Here is a 17,704-nt window from a genome sequence, read left to right on the forward strand (position 1 = left end):
TGCGGACGGCGGCACGGAGCCGCAGCCTGCCGCCCTCGGGCAGGGCAGGCACCAGGGGCAACGGAGCGAAGGGTGGCGTTTGTTCCAGAGGCGGCGGGAGGTCGAGGGACGGACTCGGGGCGTCTCAGCGCGTCTCAGCCAACGGTCTCGCCGGTCTCGCCGGCTCCGCCGGGTCCGACCGTCCCCCGGGTCCAGGCGGTCAGCAGCGGCCGGTATCCGCACCGGCTCCAGAACGGCACGGACAGCGGATTCGTGGCCGTGTAGTGCAGCAGGACCGCGCCGATGCCCTCGGCGTCGAGCTCGGCGTGGACGTGGCGGACCAGCGCGCTCCCGACGCCGCCGCCCCGCTCCCCCGCCGTGACGGCTCCGCAGTTCAGGTATGCGGCCGGAGCGACGCGGATCAGGTGCGCGGCCCAGCTGGCGTTCTCCGGCGGCTGGACCACGATCAGCCCGACCGCCGCCCCGTCCCGCTCGGCGATCCAGGCCCGCTTCTCCTCGCCGCCGACGGCCTGCGCGACCTGCTCGGCCAGGCCGGACGGGGTGGAGGGCCGGATCGCGACGTAACCGAACTGCGCGTCCCAGCGCAGTTGCTCGAGCCACAGCCGGGTCACGGCTTCAGTGTCCCGGGGCTTGGCGCGCCGGACCACGACGCCGGAGCCGGTGTTCCCGGGGAACGACGGCCCGGGTATCGGCTGCCCGGCGAGCCGCACCGCGAGGATCGCCTGCGGCGTGAATCCACGCTCGACCAAGGCCCGCGACATCTCAGTGTCGCGCGAGGGCCAGGTGATGGTGGCGATGCTGTCCGGGCCCGGCCGGAACTCGTCCTGCTCGGCCCACAGATCCAACAGCTCGGCGAACGCGCCGGGTCCGTCGACCTTCGGCACCAGCTTGCTCTCGTGGGCCGCGAAGAAGGTGTAGCCCCAGGTGTCCGGATCGCTGTCCACGTTCCGCACCAGCGCCACGCCGCCGGGGCAGCTCAGTGCCGTATCCCGTTTCCCGGGCGGGGGAAGCGGTTCCGACCGCGCCAACAACGGATCGAATGCCGCACGCCGCGCCTGATGTGCCGCGAGCAATTCCGGAGTCTGCTCCACCAAACTCCTCCCTCCCAAGCCGCCAGACACACTAGCGGCCCGCTCGGTTCGGAAGCAGCGATTCGGAAGCAGCGGCACAGAAGCAGCGGTCAGAAAGGCGGCCAGGGCACCGGGCGCCGACGCCCCTCGGGCCCCGGTATCCGGTCGGTCTCCAGCAGTTCCCTGATGCGCCCCCGGGTCGCGGCGACCTCCTCGGCGTCCAGCAGCCCGGCCAGCCGGCCGCCGAGGCCGCCGGACTCGACGTCCCGGTCCAGCTTCACCAGCACCTCGCGGACCTCCTCGCCCAGCGGCTCGCTGCTGAAGCCCCACAGCAGGGTGCGCAGTTTGTCGTCGACGTTGAAGGTCAGCCCGTGGTCGATGCCGTACACGTGCTCCGGCTCGGCGATCCCGACCAGCAGGTGCCCGCCCTTGCGGTCGGCGTTGTTCACCACCGCGTCGAAGGCCGCGATGCGGCGCAGGCGCTCGTCGGCCTTGTGCGCCAGCACCGCCGGGCGGCCGTCGCCGAGCTCCACCGACAACACCGGGCGCCACTGGGCCGCGGCCTCGTCGGCCGGGTCGACGTCGAAGTCCTCCGGCAGCAGCGCGAGCAGGTCGTGCTCGTCCTCGTCCGGGGTGTCGATCCACAGCTGGCACATGCCCGGGCCCCAGGGGCCCTCGCGCATCACCGTCGGCGGCACGATGCGCCAGCCCGTGGCCTGCGACAGCTCGTAGGCGGCGACCTCGCGGGCGGCCAGCGTGCCGTTGGGGAAGTCCCACAGCGGGCGCTCGCCGGCCACCGGCTTGTGCACGCAGGTCAGGCTGACGCCGTCCAGGGCCACCGTGCCGTAGAGCGTGGCGTTGGAGGCGTTGGTGAGCCGGCCGGTGATGGCCAGCTCGCCGCTCGTCAGGACCTGCCGCACCCCGGCCGGATCCAGGTCCTGCTCGGCCGCGGCGTCCGCTCCGGGGGTGCTCAAGCCGCGCGCCGCCGGTAGCCGTTGGAGCGCGGACAGACGTGACCCTCGGGGTCCAGCGGCAGCGAGCAGAAGGGGCACGGCGGCCGGCCGGCCGAGACCACGGCCTTCGCGCGGGAGGTGAACGCCCGCGCCTGCGCGCCGGTGAGCCGGACCACCATGGTCGGCGGGCCGTCGGCCTCCATGTCGCCCAGCGGCGGCTCGCCCTCGCCCTCCATCGGCGCCATGGCCTCGATCACCACCCGCTGGGTCTCGCCGTCCCAGGCCAGCGCCAGGGCCGCGACCCGGAACTCCTCGAAGACCGGCTGTTCCAGGGGCTTGTCGTCGGCCAGCTCCAACGGCGCGATCGCCGGGACCGGGGCGGCCCCGCCGGAGCGGCGCACGACCTCGTCCAGCAGGTCGTCCAGCCGCTCGGCCAACGCCTCGACCTGCTCCTTCTCCAGCGCCACGGAGGTGATCCGGCCGCCGGAGGCCGCCTGCAGGTAGAAGGTGCGGTGCCCGGGGAGTCCGACGGTGCCGGCGACGAACCGTTCCGGGGGGTCGTAGACGAAGAGTTCCCGTGACACCGTGTTTCCTCCTACAAGCTTCGCGCTCAGGCCCTCTCGTGGGCCCCGCAATCAAGCCTATGCGTTCATGCGTTGTCGGCGCCCGCGCCGCCCCCCACTGCGGCGTCCGCGTCCGCTGTAGGCGAACGCTCGGGGGCCGGCTTGTAGGGCGCCGGGTCGCCGCCGACGTCGTTCAGGCGCACGACGAACGGCCGCATCTCGGTGTAGCGCACGGCGGTGACCGAGCACGGATCGCAGGTGATGCGCTGGAACTGGTCCAGGTGCAGGCCCAGGGCGTCGGCGGCCAAGGCCTTGATGACGTCGCCGTGCGAGAACACCGCCCACACCGCCTCCGGTCCGTGTTCGGCCGCTATCAGGGTGTTCCATTCCCGCACCGCGGCCGCCGCACGCGCGGACATGTCGGCCATCGACTCGCCCTCGGGCCCGGGGAAGCGCGCGGCGGAAGGATGCCCCTGCACGACCTTCCACAGCGGTTCCTTGGCCAACTCGGCCAGCGGCCGGCCGGTCCAGTCGCCGTAGCGGCACTCGCCGATCCGCTCGTCCAGGTGCACCGGCACGCTCTCGCGGCCGGCCAGCACGATGTCGGAGGTCTGCCGGCAGCGCTCGAGCGGGGAGCTCACCACGGCCGACAGCGGCACCTCGGCCAGCCGCTTGGCCAGCTCGCCGGCTTGCTGTTCGCCGCGCTCGTCCAGGCGCACACCCTTGGTCCAGCCGGCGAGGACGCCGGAGCTGTTGGCCGTGGTGCGGCCGTGGCGGATCAGGAGTACCAGGGTCACAGGGCTCACCCTACGACCTGAGCCGCCTCGGCGGCGGATCGGATTCGCGCCGTGAGGCCGGACCGGATCGGCGCCACGCGGCCGGACGGGATCGCGCCGACCGCCGACCGCCGGACCGGATTCCGCCTGGCCGCCGGAGCGGATTCCGCCGCGCCGCCCGGCCTGCGGGATAATCGCCCGCATGATCGTCGACTGTGCCACCTACCAGAACGGCCGCCGCGTGGCCGCGCCCGAGGACCTCTCGGACGCGCTGGAACAGGCCAGGAGCTGCGGGGATCCCGGGGCGTTCCTGTGGCTGGGGCTGTTCGAGCCGGAGCCGGACGAGTTCGACCTGGTGGCGCGCGAGTTCGGACTGCATCCGCTGGCCGTGGAGGACGCGGTCAGCGCGCACCAGCGGCCCAAGCTGGAGCACTACAAGGGCTCGACGTTCCTGGTGTTCAAGACGCTGCTGGAGTCCGATCCGCACCATCCGCTGCAGCTCGGCGAGATCTCGGTGTTCCTCGGCGAGAACTTCATCGTCACCGTCCGGCACGGCGCGGCCAACCCGCTGTCGGGGGTGCGGCACCGGGTCGAGGCCGAGCCGGAGCTGCTGCAGCTCGGGCCCAGCGCGGTGCTGTACGCGGTCGCGGACCTGATCGTCGACTCCTACAGCGGCTACGCGCAGCTGATGCAGGACTCGATCGACGAGCTGGAGACCGAGGTCTTCTCCCCCGTCCGCGGCGACTACGGCGGCCCGATCTACGCGCTCAAGCGCAACGCGATCGTGTTCGCGCGCGCCGTGCTGCCGCTGGTGATGCCGACGAAGGCGCTGGTCGCCGGGGAGGAGGACTGGATCGCGAAGGAGACCCAGCCGTACTTCCGGGACGTCGCCGACCACGTGCTGCGCGCCACGGACGGCGCGCGGGAGTGGAACGAGCTGCTGGACCACATGCTGGAGGCGGACCGGTCGCGGGTGTCGGTGCAGCAGAACGACGACATGCGGCGGATCTCCGCGTGGGCGGCGATTCTGGCGGTGCCGACGGCGATCGCCGGGATCTACGGGATGAACTTCGACGACATGCCGGAGCTGCACTACCACTACTCGTACTACGTGGTGCTGGGGATCATGGCCACGGCGTGCGTGGTGCTGTACGTGCTGTTGAAGCGGGCGAAGTGGCTGTGAGCGAGGTGCCGGTGCCGCCCGGCGAGCTGGAGCTGACGCGGTTCCCGGAGGACGCGCGGGAGCGGCTGCGGGCTTGGGACGCGGCGGACGAGTACCTGCTGCGGCACCTCGACGACGGATCGGAGCGCGCGGGCCTGCTCGGCCGGGTCGTGGTGCTCGGCGACCGGTGGGGCGCGCTCACCACGTCGCTGGCGCTGACCGGGGCGCACGTGACGCAGATCTCTGATTCGTTCCTCGGGCAGCAGGCCACGGCCGCGAACCTGGCGCGCAACGGGCATTCGCTGCCGGAGGTGGTGCTGGCTTCGAGCGCGGAGGATTTCGGCGCGGAGTTCGGCGCGGGGGACGGCGCGGAGGTCCCGGCGCCGATCGACGTGCTGCTGGTGCGGGTGCCGAAGTCGTTGGCGCTGCTGGAGGACCAGCTGTGGCGGTTGCGGCCGTTCGTCGGGCCGGGGACGCGGATCGTGGGCACCGGGATGGTCGCCGAGATCCATACGTCGACGCTTCAGGCTTTTGAACGGATTCTGGGGCCGACGCGAACGTCTTTGGCGGTGCGCAAGGCGCGGCTGATCTTCTGCGAGCCGGATCCGGCGTTGCCGCGCGGAGAGAACCCTTGGCCGCTGACGTATCAGCTTCCTGATGGCATCGGGGTCGCGAGCGGGCGTTCCGTGGTGAACTACCCGGGGACGTTCTCGGCCGACCATCTGGACATCGGGACACGGTTGTTCCTCCAGCATCTGCCGAACCGGTCCGATGCAGGCCGGTCCGATGCGGCGCGGATCGTGGATCTGGGGTGTGGCAACGGGGTCGTGGGATTGGCGGCGGCGCTGGCGAGCCCGAAAGCGAGCGTGACGTTCGTCGACGAGTCGTACCAGGCGTTGGCTTCGGCGCGCGCCACGTTCGAGGCATCGTTCCCGCCGGGCACGCACGAGGCGGAGTTCCGGGCCGGCGACGGGATGGACGGCTTCGAGCCGGACAGCGTGGATCTGGTGCTGAACAACCCGCCGTTCCACAGCCACCAGGCCACGACCGATGCGACCGCGTGGCGGATGTTCACCGGATCGCGGGCGGCGCTGCGGCGCGGCGGGGAGCTGTGGGTGGTGGGCAACCGGCACCTGGGCTACCACCTGAAACTGAAGCGGTTGTTCGGGAACTGCGAGGTCGTGGGGAGCAATCCGAAGTTCGTGGTGCTGCGGGCCGTGCGTCGGTGAGCAGGCTCCCCAGTCGACCTCAGTCCACCAACACTCAATCCACCAACACCGCCTGCTCGGCCTCGGCGATGATCTCCTCCGGCGTCGGCGGCTTGAGCAGCAGCTCCGCGATCCGCGCCTGCCCCGGGTCGCCGGCCGCCTCGATCGCGGCCACCGACTCGCGCACGTCGTAGCGGGTGGTGCGCAGCTGCACGTCGGGGCCGAGGAGCGCCCAGTAGGCCAGGCCCGGCTCGTCGCGGTGGTACGGCAGGCCGACGCTGCCGGGGTTGATGCTGCGGCGGGTGCCGACGAAGCGGTCGAACTGCAGGTGGGTGTGCCCGGTGACCAGCACGTCCTCCTCGATGCCGGCGGTCATCTCGGCGAAGCGCTCGGCCGGGGTGCCGGGGGTCACGGCCTCGTTGTCGCTGCGCGGGGAACCGTGGCAGAAGCGCACCGGGCCCAGGCCGCGGACATCCACGACCACGCTGAACGGGAACGAGCCGACGAACGCCAGCGATCCGGTGCCGTGCCGGGCCGGGACCCACTCCTGGCGCGGGTTGGCCGGGGTGTAGGCGCCGGTGGCGATCTGCCGGACGTAGCGCTCGCTGTTGCCGCGCACGCAGACCGCCCGGCGGCCCAGGCTCTTGACGATCGCGACCGCGCCGTCGGGGTCGACGCCCCAGGTCAGGTCGCCGTTGAAGACCACCAGATCGGCGGCGGCGACATCGGGCTCGGCGAGCACCGCGCGCAGCGCGGGGAGGTTGGCGTGCACGTCGGACAGCACCGCCACCCGCTCCACCGGCCCGTACCGCTTGGCCTGGCCCTCCCACGACGCGGGACCGTAGAACTCGAGGGACATCTTGGTCCTCCCCGGGACGGCGAATCGGCTGTTTCCGGGATTCAAGCCTAATCGCGGTCCTGATGGTGGGCGAGAAGTGACCGAGCACTGAGACCGGGGGCGTCGATCACGCTGATCAGCTCGGTGAAGGAGGCGATCTCCGGGCCCGGCCAGTCGTCCTCGCGGTCGTGCGCGCTGTTGCCGTGCCAGTCCGCGGCCCGCAGCATCACCGGCGTCATGCCGACGGCGGCGGCGCCGGTGAGCTCGCGCGAGCCGCCGTCACCGACGTAGAGGCAGTCGGCGGGAGCCACGCCGAGGCGGTCGCAGACCAGGTGGAAGAAGGCCGGGTTCGGCTTCTTCAGGCCCTCGTCGCAGGAGAACACGGCGGTGTCGAAGTAGCCGGCGACGGCCAGGCGCGGCCACGCGACCGGCAGCTCCGGGGTGCAGTCGCTGAGCAGGCCGAGGCGGTAGCCGCGGGTCTTGAGGACGCGCAGGGCCTCGGGCGCGTCGTCACGGAAGACGAACAGCCCGTTCTGGGCCCTCACCCGGGCCTCGCACGCCTCGGCGAGAGCGCTGTCGGACGGCTCGATCCCGCAGCGCCGGGCCAGGGCGCGGAAGGTCTCCGACAGGTCGCCGAGAGCTCCGGTGGCGCGTTCGACGAAGGAGTCGGACAGCGTCTCGCGCCACTGCTCCACGGGGAGCCCGAGCGGTGCGGCGCTGGCCGCCGCGGCCTGGAACCAAACCTCGTCGGAGGCGCTGTGGGTGAGCGTGCCGAAGAAGTCGATGACGACCGCGGCGAAAGGGGGTGGCGAGGTGGGCTCCATCGCCGCAGGCTTTGTCTCCATCACCACAATCTAGGCCCGGCGCAGGAGGCCTGGCGCGGGAGGCCGGAGCAGAACGACCCGGGCTAAGAAGCGGTGGCGTGGCCGGTGGGCTCTGCCGCCGGCGATCGCGTCGCGGCCCAGCTGGCGAGCAGTTTGAGCCGGTCTTCGGACGCGCTGCCGGGTTCGGCGGTGTAGGTGATCAGGGTGTGCACGGCCTGGCGGGACAGCGACAGCGGCAGGTCCAGGGACTGGAAGGTCAGTTCCAGGTGGCCGACGTCGGGGTGCTGGAGCTGCTTGACGCCGTCGTGCCGGATCAGGACGTCGTGCGCGGCCCACAGGCCGCGGAACTCGGGGCTGAGGGTGCACAGCTCACCGACGAGTTCGCGCAGCGCCCGGTCGTGCGGCTCGCGCCCGGCCTCGGCGCGCAGCAGGGCGGCGGTGGCGTCGCCGGCGGCGTCCCAGTCGACGAAGAAGTCGCGCGCGCCGGGGTCGAGGAAGATGAAGCGGGCGATGTTGGGGCGGCCGCGACGGTCGACGGTGGCGCTGTCGTACATCGGCGCGTGCAGGGCTCCGGCCAGGGGGTTGCCGGCGACGACGTCCGTGCGGCCGTTGCGGACGAACGCCGAGGACATCGTCATGGCGTCGAGCAGCCACTGGACGCGGGGCGGGACCTCGACGTCGCGGCGGCGCGACGGCGTGCGGCGCTTCGGCCGCGACGACCGGGCCAGGTCGAACAGGTGGGTGCGTTCGTCGTCGTCCAGCCGCAGGGCGCGCGCGACCGCGTCCAGGACGTCTTCGGACACGCCGCCGATGTGCCCCTTCTCCAGCCGCGTGTACCACTCCGTGCTCACTCCGGCCAGGACGGCGACCTCCTCGCGCCGCAGCCCGGCGACCCGGCGCCGGGTGCCGGCCGGCAGCCCGGCCTGCGCCGGGGTGATCTTGGCGCGCCGGCTGGCGAGGAAGTCCCGGATCTCGCCGCGGTTTCCTGGCTGCTGGTCCATGGCATTCACGGTAGCCGCTGGTCACGGCGCGAGGGGGGTTGAGCTCGTACCCCCTATAAAGGCGACCTTCTCCGGTGGCGGCGATCAGGGTCTGCTGGAGATCGAACGTAGAACCAATGGAGGTAGGAGACATGACGAGCAAGACGCTGACCGCGCCGGCCGCGGCGCTGGGCACCTGGGCCTGGGGAGACAGCGGCGAGGCGGGCGACGGCTACTTCGGCAGCCGGCTGACCGCGTCCGGCCTGCGCGAGGTCGTCGACAAGGCGCAATCGAACGGGTTCACCCTGTGGGACACCGCGGCCGTCTACGGCATGGGGCACTCGGAGACGGTCCTGGCTCAGGCGCTGAAGGGCTACGACCGCAGCGAGTACCAGCTGTCGACGAAGTTCACCCCGCAGATCGCCGGGGACGGCGACGATCCGGTCGCGGACATGCTGGAGCAGAGCCTGGACCGGCTGGGCACGGACTACGTGGATCTGTACTGGATCCACAACCCCGCCGATGTGGCACGGTGGACACCGCTGCTGATTCCGTTGCTGCGCAGCGGCAGGATCAGGCATGTCGGCGTCTCGAACCACAACCTGAAGGAGATCGCTCTCGCCGATCAGATCCTCGGCGAGGCCGGCTTCCGTGTCGAGGCGGTCCAGAACCACTTCAGCCTTCTGTACCGGAGCTCCGAGCGTGCGGGCATTCTTGAGCACTGCCGCGAGCACGACGTGTGGTTCTTTGCCTACATGGTCCTCGAACAAGGGGCGCTGACCGGCAGGTACAGCGCGTCCCGTCCGCTGCCGGAGGGCAGCAGCCGGGCGGCCGTGTACAACGGCATCCTGCCCCAGCTCCAGGCCCTGACGGACCGGATGGGAGCGATCGGCGAAGGTCGGGGCGCGTCCGCCGCCGACGTCGCCACCGCCTGGGCCATCGCCAAGGGGAGCACCCCGATCATCGGGGTCACGAAGGCGGATCACCTCGACGGGCTGGTCCGTGCTCAGGGCCTCGCGCTCGCCGCCGAGGAGATCGCGGAGTTGGAGGCGCTGGCGGACGCCACTGACGTCGACACGCGCGGGAGTTGGGAGCACGACATGTAGCGGCAGCCGTCTAGCAGCAGCCGTCAAGCAGTAGCCGTCGGCGGACCGGCTACCGCGGCGCTGCACCGGCCCGTAGCAAGCGCGCGGCGAGCCCGTGCTGGGCCCCGGCGAGCGTGCGCGAAGCTGGCGCTGGGCCCGTGCTGGGCCGGCGCTGGGCCCCGGCGAGCGTGCGCCAAGCTGGCGCTGGGCGCTGGGCCCGCGCCGCGCTCCCGCCGAGCCGGCGCCTAGAAAGGCCGCTGCGGCCAGGGCGCGTCGGCCGGCCGCAGGTCGTCCAGGGCGTTCGTGGTGATCGCGGTGGTCAGCGCCAGCACGCCGGCCACAGTAAGCGGGTTGTGCAGCTCCCCGGCCAGGATCAGCTTGGTCACCTCGGAGCGGTCGGCCCACACGACGGCCATGTCGGCCTCCTCGTGCTCGCGCGCGAACTGCTCGCCGTCGGCCTCGCGCACGCCGCGCGCCAGGTAGACGCGGATCGCCTCGTCCGAGCCGCCGGGGGTGGTGAACAGGTCGACCAGCACGCGCCAGTCCTCGGCCTGCTGGTGCGTCTCCTCGTACAGCTCGCGCTGCGCCGCCTCCAGCGGGTTCTCGCCGGGGTGGTCCAGCAGCCCGGCGGGCAGCTCCCACAGCCGCCAGCCGACCGGGTGCCGGTACTGGCGCACCAGCAGCACGCGGTCCGCCTCGTCCAGCGCCACGACGCCGACCGCGCCGGGGTGCACGACGTAGTCGCGCTCGGCGACCTTGCCGTCCACCATCTCCACGGTGTCGGTCCGGATGGAGATCACATGCCCCCGGAACTTCTCCTCGGAGGCCAGGACCGGCCACTTCTCCGGTTCGTCGCGGATCTCCATCACGCTCCTGGGGCTGTGTGTGTCGCGGATTCGATGAGTGGACATCGATGATCGCCAGCCTATCGCGACGGCCCGTTCGGGGGCGGCGGGGACGACGAACGCCCCGGCGCGAACGCCGGGGCGCGGTGTCGTGCTCCCTGCCCGCGCCTCAGGCGCCGGCAGCCGTCTCGGCCAGCGCCTCACCGGCCGCGGTCGCCGCAGCGGTCGCGGCGGCGCTCGCGGCCGCGGCGGTCGCCACGCCCTTCGAGCGCTCGACCGCGGCCGCGATCAGGCCGGCGAACAGCGGGTGCGGCCGGGTCGGGCGCGAGCGCAGCTCGGGGTGCGCCTGCGTGCCGACCAGGAAGGGGTGCGTCTCGCGCGGGAGCTCGACGAACTCCACCAGGCGGCCGTCCGGAGAGGTGCCGGAGAAGACCAGGCCGGCCTCCTCCAGACGCGGGCGGTAGGCGTTGTTCACCTCGTAGCGGTGGCGGTGGCGCTCCTCGATGTAGGGGGCGCCGGCGTACAGGTCGCGCACGATCGTGCCCTCGCCGAGCTTGGCCGGGTACAGGCCCAGGCGCATGGTGCCGCCCAGGTCGCCCTGGCCGGCCACGATGTCGCGCTGGTCGGCCATGGTGGAGATGACCGGGTCCGGGGTGGCCTCGTCGAACTCCGCGGAGTTGGCCGCGGGGATGCCGGCCAGGTTGCGGGCGCCCTCGATCACGATGCACTGCAGGCCCAGGCACAGGCCCAGCAGCGGGATCAGGTTCTCGCGGGCGTACTTGACCGTGTTCACCTTGCCCTCGATGCCGCGCACGCCGAAGCCGCCGGGCACGCAGATCGCGTCCACGCCGGTCAGGTGCTTGGCCGCGCCCTCGTCGGTGGCGCACTCGTCGGAGGGGACCCATCGGATGTTCACCCGCGCGGAGTTGGCGAAGCCGCCGGCCCGCAGCGCCTCGCTCACCGACAGGTAGGCGTCCGGCAGGTCGATGTACTTGCCGACCAGGGCGACGGTCAGGTCGTGGTCCGGCTCGTGCACCCGGCGCAGCAGGTCGTCCCACTGCGTCCAGTCCACGTCGCGGAACGGCAGGTTCAGCCGGCGCACCACGTAGGCGTCCAGGCCCTCGGTGTGCAGGACCTTGGGGATGTCGTAGATCGACGGCGCGTCCACGGCCGCGGCCACGGCCTCCTCGTCCACGTCGCACATCAGCGAGATCTTGCGCTTGATGGCCTGGCTGATCGGCCGGTCGGCGCGGCACACGATGGCGTCCGGCTGGATGCCGATGCTGCGCAGCGAGGCCACCGAGTGCTGGGTCGGCTTGGTCTTCATCTCCCCCGACGGGCCGATGTAGGGCACCAGCGAGACGTGCAGGAAGAACACGTTCTCCCGGCCGACCTCGTGCCGGAGCTGGCGCGCGGCCTCCAGGAACGGCAGCGACTCGATGTCGCCGACGGTCCCGCCGACCTCGGTGATCACGATGTCGACCTCGTCGCCGCCCATGCGCCGGATCCGGGACTTGATCTCGTTGGTGATGTGCGGGATCACCTGGACGGTGTCGCCCAGGTACTCCCCGCGCCGCTCCTTGGCGATCACCGCGGAGTACACCTGGCCGGTGGTGACGTTGGCCGAACCGTGCAGGTCGGTGTCCAGGAAGCGCTCGTAGTGGCCGACGTCCAGGTCGGTCTCGGCGCCGTCGTCGGTGACGAACACCTCGCCGTGCTGGAACGGGTTCATCGTGCCCGGGTCGACGTTCAGGTAGGGGTCCAGCTTCTGCATGGTGACCCGCAGACCCCGGGCCTTGAGCAGGGCGCCCAGCGAGGAGGCGGTCAGGCCCTTGCCGAGGGAGGAGGCGACGCCCCCGGTTACGAACAGGTGTTTCGTCTGATGTGCCAAAGGGGGGCTCCCGCGGATCGCTGGTGAAAACTTAAAGAGGGCGCTGCTCGATGAGGAGAGCGGTGGGCGATGCGGTGCCGGAGGGGGCGTCGTCCGTGTCGGGGCGGCGTAGCCTGCACCTGTCATCCACGGGAGACCAGGATATCAGCAGTTGCGGGGCCCGGGGCTCACGGGTCGATCATGTCGGACAGGTGTCGGCAACATCCCGTTCATGATCGGTTTGCCGCATACGCGGCGAGCACCGCGGACAGTTCTTCCTCAGGGCTCGGCCACAGCGCGTCCCAGTCGGGCTTGGGCGGCGCCGGGGACGCGGAGGTGTCCAGGAGGGCCCGGGACAGCGCCTCGGGGTCCCCGGGCCGGATCAGCGGCAGAAAACCCGCGGTGACCTCCGCGACGCCGCCGACGTCGGTCGCGATCACCCTCGGCACGCCGGCCCGCAGCGCCTCCTGCAACGCCAGCGGCCGGGCCTCCCAGGTGCTGCACATCACGAACATGTCGGCGGCCCGCAACAAATCGGCGATATCGGCGCGGTGGCCGAGCAGCGCGACCGGGAGCTCGTGCGCGTCGATGATGGACTGGAGCACGGAGCGCTGCCGCCCCTCGCCCGCGATGGCGACCGGCGGTACGCCCGCGGCGCCGAATCGCTCCCGGATTATTATCAATGCTTTGAGAAGGGTGTCATAGTCCTTCTGCGGGGCCAGCCGGCCGACGGCCAGGACCAGGCGGCGCTCGTCGTCGGCGGCCAGGCCGAGTTCGCGGCGGAGCGCGCCGCGCACCTCCGGCGTGGGCAGCGTCGGCGCGGGCAGGGCGGGGGCCACGACCGGGCCGAAGGAGGCGTTCTTCGCGCCGTCCCTGGTCGCGGTGGCGACCAGGTCGTGCGAGGCGGCCAGGACGGCGTCGGCGCGTTGCGCGATCAGCCGCAGCAGCATCTCCCCGGCGCGGTTGGAAGGCGCGTTGTGCAGGGTCACCACGGTGCGCTTGCGGGTCGCCAGACACGCCGCGGCGCCGGCGCGCAGGCCGTGCGCGTGGACCACGTCGGCCTGCGCCTGGCGGGCCGCGTGCCGGATCGCGGGTATCGCGCCGGTGCCGGTGGCGACCAGGGTGCGGACGTCGTGGCCGACCTCGCGCAGGGCCCGGGTGAGGCTGTCGACGTGGACGCCGATGCCGCCGGTGCTCTCGGGGCGGACCAGCAGGATCCGCAGGGCGTGCGTGCTCATTGCGGGGACCTCCGGCCGCGCCGGTTCCGGTATCGGTACCCGTACTCGATGGGTGCGCGCAGCCACTTGCCGCACTCGGTGTCGGGCAGCAGCCGCTTGGCCGCGACGACGGCGACGCCGACGAACAGCGCGATGGTCAGCAGCGCGGTCGTCGCGCCGATCAGCATCGCCCGCAGCGGGCCGGTGGCGCCGGGCAGCGCGGCGAGCAGCATCCCGATCGGTGCGGCGACGGCCGCGGCCAACGCCGCGACCAGCCCGGCACGCCCGACGCCGGCCAGCGCGTCGCGCCCGACGCCGCGGCGGACGGCGGCGAGCAGCGCGGCGCCGGCCACGGTCATGCCCAGGATGTTGCCCAGGCCCAGCGCGATGACCGCGTCCTCGCCGGGCATCAGTTCGACCAGCGTCAGGTCGGCGGCCAGCACGGTGAACCAGCCGGCGCAGACCGCGGTGGCGGCGGCGCGGCCCCGGCCGCAGGCGTAGAGCGCGCGGCTGAGGTGGGCCAGCAGGCCGTAGCCGATCAGGCCGGGGGCGAAGGCGGTCAGGCCCTGGCCCATCATCTCGACGGTGACGCTGCCGCCGGTGCCGTGGCGCGCGGTGAGGAACAGCCGGGCCGTGGGCCACGCGGCGGCGGCCAGGACCGAGGCGCCGGCCGCGGAGAAGATCACGACGGCCTGGGTGGTGGCGGCGACGCCGTGCGCGTAGCCGCGGCGGTCCCCGGCCGCCCACTTGGCGGACAGGTCCGTGAAGGCGCTGGTCGCGACCGGGACCGCGAGGACCGCGTACGGGAGCGAGTAGACGGCCCAGACCAGGTTGAAGACGGTGAGGGTGCCGGTGGAGGCGTGGCCGGCGTTGGAGAGCAGGACGATGGTCAGGACCGCGAGCTGCTGCGCGATCAGGGTCGCGACGCCGGCGACGCCCAGGGAGCGGGCCTTGCGGGCGACGCCTTCGGGGAAGCGGAACGTCGGGCGCAGGTTCAACTTCGCGCGGCGCACGGCTGGCAGCAGCGACAGGACCAGGATCAGGACGCCCGCGGACGTGCCGAGCGCCAGGACGAGCTCGGGGAGGCGGCGCAGGTCGCGCAGGTGCGCGCCGCGTCCGCGGTCCAGGAAGGCGAAGACCGTGTAGGAGGCGATGACGACCAGGCTGGACAGCAGCGGGGCCAGGGCCGGGGCCAGGAAGCGGCGGTCGGCCTGCAGGGTCGCGCCGAGGACGACCGCGGCGCCGTAGAGCGGGATCTGCGGGAGGAAGAAGATCAGGAAGCGGCTGATCTGGTCCGTGTAGTAGGGGCCGTGGCCGCTGCCGAGGATGTGGCCCATCGGACCGGCCAGCGCGACGCCGGTCGCCGACAGCGGGATGAGGATGGCCAGCGTCCAGGTCAGCAGGGCCGAGACGATGCGGGAGGCGCGGGCCCGGTCGGCCGGGCCGTCGCCGCCGGTGAGCGGGCCGGCCAGGAGCGGGACGGCGACGCCGGCCAGGGCGCCGCCGGCGGTGATCTCGAAGACGATGTTGGGGAGCTGGTTCGCGGAGTTGTAGGCGTCGGCCAGGGAGCCGGCGCCGACGGTGTGGGAGAAGACGAGCCAGCGGCCGAAGCCGACGACGCGGGAGGCGACGGTCGCTATGGCGATGAGGACGGCGGCACCGAGGAGGGTGTTCGCTCGGCGCGGGAGGCGGACGGCGCGCGGGCTTGGGGGGCTTTGAGGATCCGGGGTGTTCTGAGGGCTCGGGGGGCTCGCGGCGTTCCGAGAGCTCGCGGGGTTCTGAGAGCTCGCGGGGTTCTGAAGGCTCGCGGGGCTCGGGTCCGCGTGCTGCTGCGGCACCGAGGACTCGGCGGCGGCTTTCGGCGCGACCACCTCGGCCTGGTCGTGATCGATCTGGACGTCAGCCATCCGCGGTCTCGCTCCGCTTCGGGATCCGGCCCCACTCGTCGAGCGCGCGCAGGGGCGGCGTCGCGGCGATGACCTTGGTGAAGCTGACCTTCTCGCTGGCCGCGGTGAGCGCGACGAGGCCGGCGGCCAGGACGACGAGGCCGGGACGCGAGGCGCGTGCGGCCGCCGCGACACCGAGTGCGGCACCGAGTGCGTTGGCCCCGCAGTCGCCGAGCATGGCCTGCTCGCCGAGGTCTTCAGGGAGAAGCGCTGCGGCGGCACCGAGTGCCGCCGCCGTGAGGAGCCCAGAGCTCGATCTACCTGTGAAGACCTCGCGCAGGAGGCCGCCGCCCGCGCCGATGACCGCGGCTTTGGTGGCGCGTCCGGGGCGCAGGTCGAAGAGGTTCACGACGTTGGCCGCCCCCGCGACGACGAGGCCGGCCAGCACACGGTCGAGCGGATCGCGGCGGACGACGGCGCCGGCGGCCAGACCGGTGGCGCCGATGCCGAGGATCTTGACGGCGCCGGTGGTGACCTCGCCGTGCGCCAGCGCGCTGAGATGGCCGCGGAAGCCCTTGGCCGCGCCGCGTTCGTTGAGGTCGTCGTAGAGCCCGACGGCGCCGGCACCGAGTGCCGCACCGCAGCCGGCGAGCCGCACCGAGGCGGGCACACCGGGGACGAGGAGGGACGCCGCGGCGATGCCGAGAGCGACGGCGGGGCCTTCGAGCAGGGTGACTTCGCGGCCGCGGTTGTTCTTGCGGACCCAGCGCTCCCGGCCACCGGGAGGCCGTGCGTTCAGCAGGCGATAGGCACCGCGCGCCACGCCCCCGCCGACCGCGGCGGCCGCCACGACACCGCCGACACCAACCACCTGCTCGACGCTACCTCGTGCGCGGAGGCGGATCGCCGAACGACTCGCGTCGGAGGATCCTTGCCGAGGGCGGAGTTCCAGGACCGTGATCGCCGCTCTCAACCGGTCCGCGGCCGCAGCCGGCGTGTTCGCGCCGATCGCCGAACGACTCGCGTCGGAGGATCCTCGCCGAGGGCGGAGTTCCAGGACGGTGATCGCCGCTCTCAACCGGTCCGCGGCCGCAGTCGGCGTGTTCGCGCCGCTGATCAGCTTCGCCAGCCGGTCCCCCGGCCCGCCGTCCGATGCCCCTGCCGCCCGATTCCCACTCACCCGAAATCCCCTCCGCATACCGGCCCGCCACCGGCCTCAGTGCAGGTCCGGCAGCGGCCCGTCGGCCGTCCCGGTGAGTCCGTAGTGCCCGGTCTTGCCGCCGGCGGCCTCGGCGAGGGCGAACACCGTGATGATGCGGCCCGAGGGCTGGTCGGCGGTGTCCGCGGTCGACACGTTCTTCGACACCCAGCCGTCCTTCAGCGCCGCGGCCAGCAGCCCCGGGCTCGCCGCCGAGGACGCCGGGCCGGCCAGGACCGCGCCCAGCGAGCGGCCGCCGCCGGTCAGGTCCTTCAGGAAGCCGAGGTACAGCGCGTCGGCGGCGTCGTTGCCCGCGGAGCCCGAGGACGGGGCCGGCGGGGCCAGCACCACCACCAGGTCCGCCGAGGTCGCGCTGGCCGCCTTCACGTCGACGAACCCCGCGTCGCTGTAGGCGGTCAGCACGTCCTGGGACGCCTGGTCCGTGATCTTCTGCTCGCCGATGCCGGAGGAGTTCGCCGGTATGCGGTGTACCACCGCGCCGGCGATGTCGGCCATGGCGACCACCGGGGCCGGCGTGCCGGACGTCGCGGAGGCCGACGGGGTCGGCAGCTGCTCTCCCCCGCGCTCGGCGGCCGGGAGCTTCGCGCCGGTGGCGGCCAGCTTCGTGGCCTGGCCCGGGTCCAGCAGCGCGGACTTCAGCGTCACCTCGCCGGTGACCTGCGCTCCGGCCTTCCCGAGCAGCGCGGCCAGAGCGTCGCCGCTGGAGCCGTCGGCACCGGGGAGCATCACCACAGCGACGGAGTGGCCGGCGAGCTTGCCGGCGACGGCGTCCGGGCCCAGCGCGGCGATCAGGCTGTCCCGGTCGCGGACCTGGTTGTCGAGCTCGTTCTGGGTGCTGTGCAGCGCCTGGTTCTGGCCGCGCAGGGAGGAGAGCTGGTTGTTCAGCTCGTCGTAGGCGACCTTGCTCAGGTAGGAGGACCCGATGACCAGGCCGACGGTGAGGGCGAGGAAGACGGCGACGATGGAGACGACGTGGTAGCGGAAGTCGATCAAGTGAACAGTCCCCGCAGCCGCAAGGGGGAACCGCCTCGTTCCCCACTGAGAACAGCCCCGATACCTGCCGGGCGCGCGGGGGCCGCCATCGGCAGTGGATCACTCCACGAGCGCCCTTCGGGCCGTCGTCGCCGCACGTGTCTCCCAGCTCACAGACGAATCGGTCTCGATTCAACGACAGGTCAAGTCAGGCAAGTCAGGTGAAGCCTACGCGC

16 protein-coding genes are annotated in these 17,704 nt (G+C 72.6%); 3 read left to right on the plus strand and 13 right to left on the minus strand.

Going from position 1 to position 17,704, the window contains the following annotated elements; translation table 11 throughout:
* Positions 1 to 134: 134 nt before the first annotated feature.
* The 4 genes from ABH920_RS34415 to ABH920_RS34430 form a co-directional block, all read right to left on the minus strand.
* The gene (locus ABH920_RS34415) at positions 135 to 1,091 is read right to left on the minus strand and encodes a GNAT family N-acetyltransferase (RefSeq protein ID WP_370353424.1); all 957 of its coding nucleotides are present in this window, start codon (positions 1,089 to 1,091) and stop codon (positions 135 to 137) included.
* Positions 1,092 to 1,180: 89 nt separating this feature from the next.
* Positions 1,181 to 2,044 (minus strand): SCO1664 family protein, encoded by an 864-nt coding sequence (locus ABH920_RS34420; RefSeq protein ID WP_370353425.1) that lies wholly within the window; start codon positions 2,042 to 2,044, stop codon positions 1,181 to 1,183.
* A complete protein-coding gene (locus tag ABH920_RS34425; protein ID WP_194916913.1) occupies positions 2,041 to 2,607 on the minus strand; it encodes a DUF3090 domain-containing protein in 567 nt (188 codons plus the stop codon). Before ABH920_RS34425 ends, ABH920_RS34420 begins: the two co-directional genes overlap by 4 nt.
* Positions 2,608 to 2,672: 65 nt before the next feature.
* A complete protein-coding gene (locus ABH920_RS34430) occupies positions 2,673 to 3,383 on the minus strand; it encodes a histidine phosphatase family protein (RefSeq protein ID WP_370353427.1) in 711 nt (236 codons plus the stop codon).
* A 181-nt stretch (positions 3,384 to 3,564) separates the two neighbouring features.
* On the opposite strand from ABH920_RS34430, the gene ABH920_RS34435 reads away from it, so the two are divergent.
* The gene (locus tag ABH920_RS34435; RefSeq protein WP_370353428.1) at positions 3,565 to 4,545 is read left to right on the plus strand and encodes a magnesium and cobalt transport protein CorA; all 981 of its coding nucleotides are present in this window, start codon (positions 3,565 to 3,567) and stop codon (positions 4,543 to 4,545) included.
* A 5-nt stretch (positions 4,546 to 4,550) separates the two neighbouring features.
* Positions 4,551 to 5,753 carry a methyltransferase gene (locus tag ABH920_RS34440; protein WP_370353479.1) on the plus strand — a complete coding sequence of 401 codons (1,203 nt, stop codon included), beginning with the start codon at positions 4,551 to 4,553 and terminating at the stop codon, positions 5,751 to 5,753.
* 34 nt (positions 5,754 to 5,787) lie between these two features.
* Here the strand turns inward: ABH920_RS34440 and ABH920_RS34445 are convergent, their stop codons facing one another.
* The 3 genes from ABH920_RS34445 to ABH920_RS34455 form a co-directional block, all read right to left on the minus strand.
* Positions 5,788 to 6,591: a metallophosphoesterase gene (locus tag ABH920_RS34445; RefSeq protein ID WP_370353429.1), complete on the minus strand. Its 804-nt coding sequence runs from the start codon at positions 6,589 to 6,591 to the stop codon at positions 5,788 to 5,790.
* A gap of 47 nt (positions 6,592 to 6,638) precedes the next feature.
* Positions 6,639 to 7,415 (minus strand): HAD family hydrolase, encoded by a 777-nt coding sequence (locus tag ABH920_RS34450; protein WP_370353430.1) that lies wholly within the window; start codon positions 7,413 to 7,415, stop codon positions 6,639 to 6,641.
* A 62-nt stretch (positions 7,416 to 7,477) separates the two neighbouring features.
* A complete protein-coding gene (locus ABH920_RS34455) occupies positions 7,478 to 8,395 on the minus strand; it encodes a helix-turn-helix transcriptional regulator (protein ID WP_370353431.1) in 918 nt (305 codons plus the stop codon).
* A 131-nt stretch (positions 8,396 to 8,526) separates the two neighbouring features.
* On the opposite strand from ABH920_RS34455, the gene ABH920_RS34460 reads away from it, so the two are divergent.
* A complete protein-coding gene (locus ABH920_RS34460) occupies positions 8,527 to 9,480 on the plus strand; it encodes an aldo/keto reductase (RefSeq protein ID WP_370353432.1) in 954 nt (317 codons plus the stop codon).
* A 224-nt stretch (positions 9,481 to 9,704) separates the two neighbouring features.
* Here ABH920_RS34460 and ABH920_RS34465 read toward each other — a convergent pair whose 3' ends face one another.
* The 6 genes from ABH920_RS34465 to ABH920_RS34490 all read right to left on the minus strand — a co-directional run bounded on the left by ABH920_RS34465 (position 9,705) and on the right by ABH920_RS34490 (position 17,489).
* On the minus strand, positions 9,705 to 10,325 hold the full coding sequence (locus ABH920_RS34465; RefSeq protein WP_370353433.1) for an NUDIX domain-containing protein: 621 nt from the start codon (positions 10,323 to 10,325) through the stop codon (positions 9,705 to 9,707).
* Between the two features lie 148 nt (positions 10,326 to 10,473).
* The gene (locus ABH920_RS34470; protein WP_370353434.1) at positions 10,474 to 12,195 is read right to left on the minus strand and encodes a CTP synthase; all 1,722 of its coding nucleotides are present in this window, start codon (positions 12,193 to 12,195) and stop codon (positions 10,474 to 10,476) included.
* Positions 12,196 to 12,404: 209 nt separating this feature from the next.
* Positions 12,405 to 13,412 (minus strand): glycosyltransferase family 4 protein, encoded by a 1,008-nt coding sequence (locus ABH920_RS34475; protein ID WP_370353435.1) that lies wholly within the window; start codon positions 13,410 to 13,412, stop codon positions 12,405 to 12,407.
* Entirely contained in the window at positions 13,409 to 15,298 is a 1,890-nt protein-coding gene (locus ABH920_RS34480) for a lipid II flippase MurJ (RefSeq protein WP_370353436.1), read from the minus strand. The genes ABH920_RS34475 and ABH920_RS34480 overlap by 4 nt, the downstream gene beginning before the upstream one ends.
* The gene (locus ABH920_RS34485; protein WP_370353437.1) at positions 15,291 to 16,457 is read right to left on the minus strand and encodes a hypothetical protein; all 1,167 of its coding nucleotides are present in this window, start codon (positions 16,455 to 16,457) and stop codon (positions 15,291 to 15,293) included. The genes ABH920_RS34480 and ABH920_RS34485 overlap by 8 nt, the downstream gene beginning before the upstream one ends.
* A 36-nt stretch (positions 16,458 to 16,493) precedes the next feature.
* Positions 16,494 to 17,489: a copper transporter gene (locus tag ABH920_RS34490; protein WP_370353438.1), complete on the minus strand. Its 996-nt coding sequence runs from the start codon at positions 17,487 to 17,489 to the stop codon at positions 16,494 to 16,496.
* Positions 17,490 to 17,704: the final 215 nt, after the last annotated feature.

Origin of the sequence: Catenulispora sp. EB89 (genome assembly GCF_041261445.1) — a bacterium.
Lineage (GTDB): Bacteria > Actinomycetota > Actinomycetes > Streptomycetales > Catenulisporaceae > Catenulispora.

Bases quoted from the DNA above. Each gene is read 5' to 3' on its own strand.
- ABH920_RS34435 (WP_370353428.1), top strand. From the start codon at position 3,565: ATGATCGTCGACTGTGCCACCTACCAGAACGGCCGCCGCGTGGCCGCG.
- ABH920_RS34445 (WP_370353429.1), bottom strand. From the start codon at position 6,591: ATGTCCCTCGAGTTCTACGGTCCCGCGTCGTGGGAGGGCCAGGCCAAG.
- ABH920_RS34450 (WP_370353430.1), bottom strand. From the start codon at position 7,415: ATGGAGACAAAGCCTGCGGCGATGGAGCCCACCTCGCCACCCCCTTTC.
- ABH920_RS34455 (WP_370353431.1), bottom strand. From the start codon at position 8,395: ATGGACCAGCAGCCAGGAAACCGCGGCGAGATCCGGGACTTCCTCGCC.
- ABH920_RS34460 (WP_370353432.1), top strand. From the start codon at position 8,527: ATGACGAGCAAGACGCTGACCGCGCCGGCCGCGGCGCTGGGCACCTGG.
- ABH920_RS34465 (WP_370353433.1), bottom strand. From the start codon at position 10,325: ATGGAGATCCGCGACGAACCGGAGAAGTGGCCGGTCCTGGCCTCCGAG.
- ABH920_RS34475 (WP_370353435.1), bottom strand. From the start codon at position 13,412: ATGAGCACGCACGCCCTGCGGATCCTGCTGGTCCGCCCCGAGAGCACC.
- ABH920_RS34480 (WP_370353436.1), bottom strand. From the start codon at position 15,298: ATGGCTGACGTCCAGATCGATCACGACCAGGCCGAGGTGGTCGCGCCG.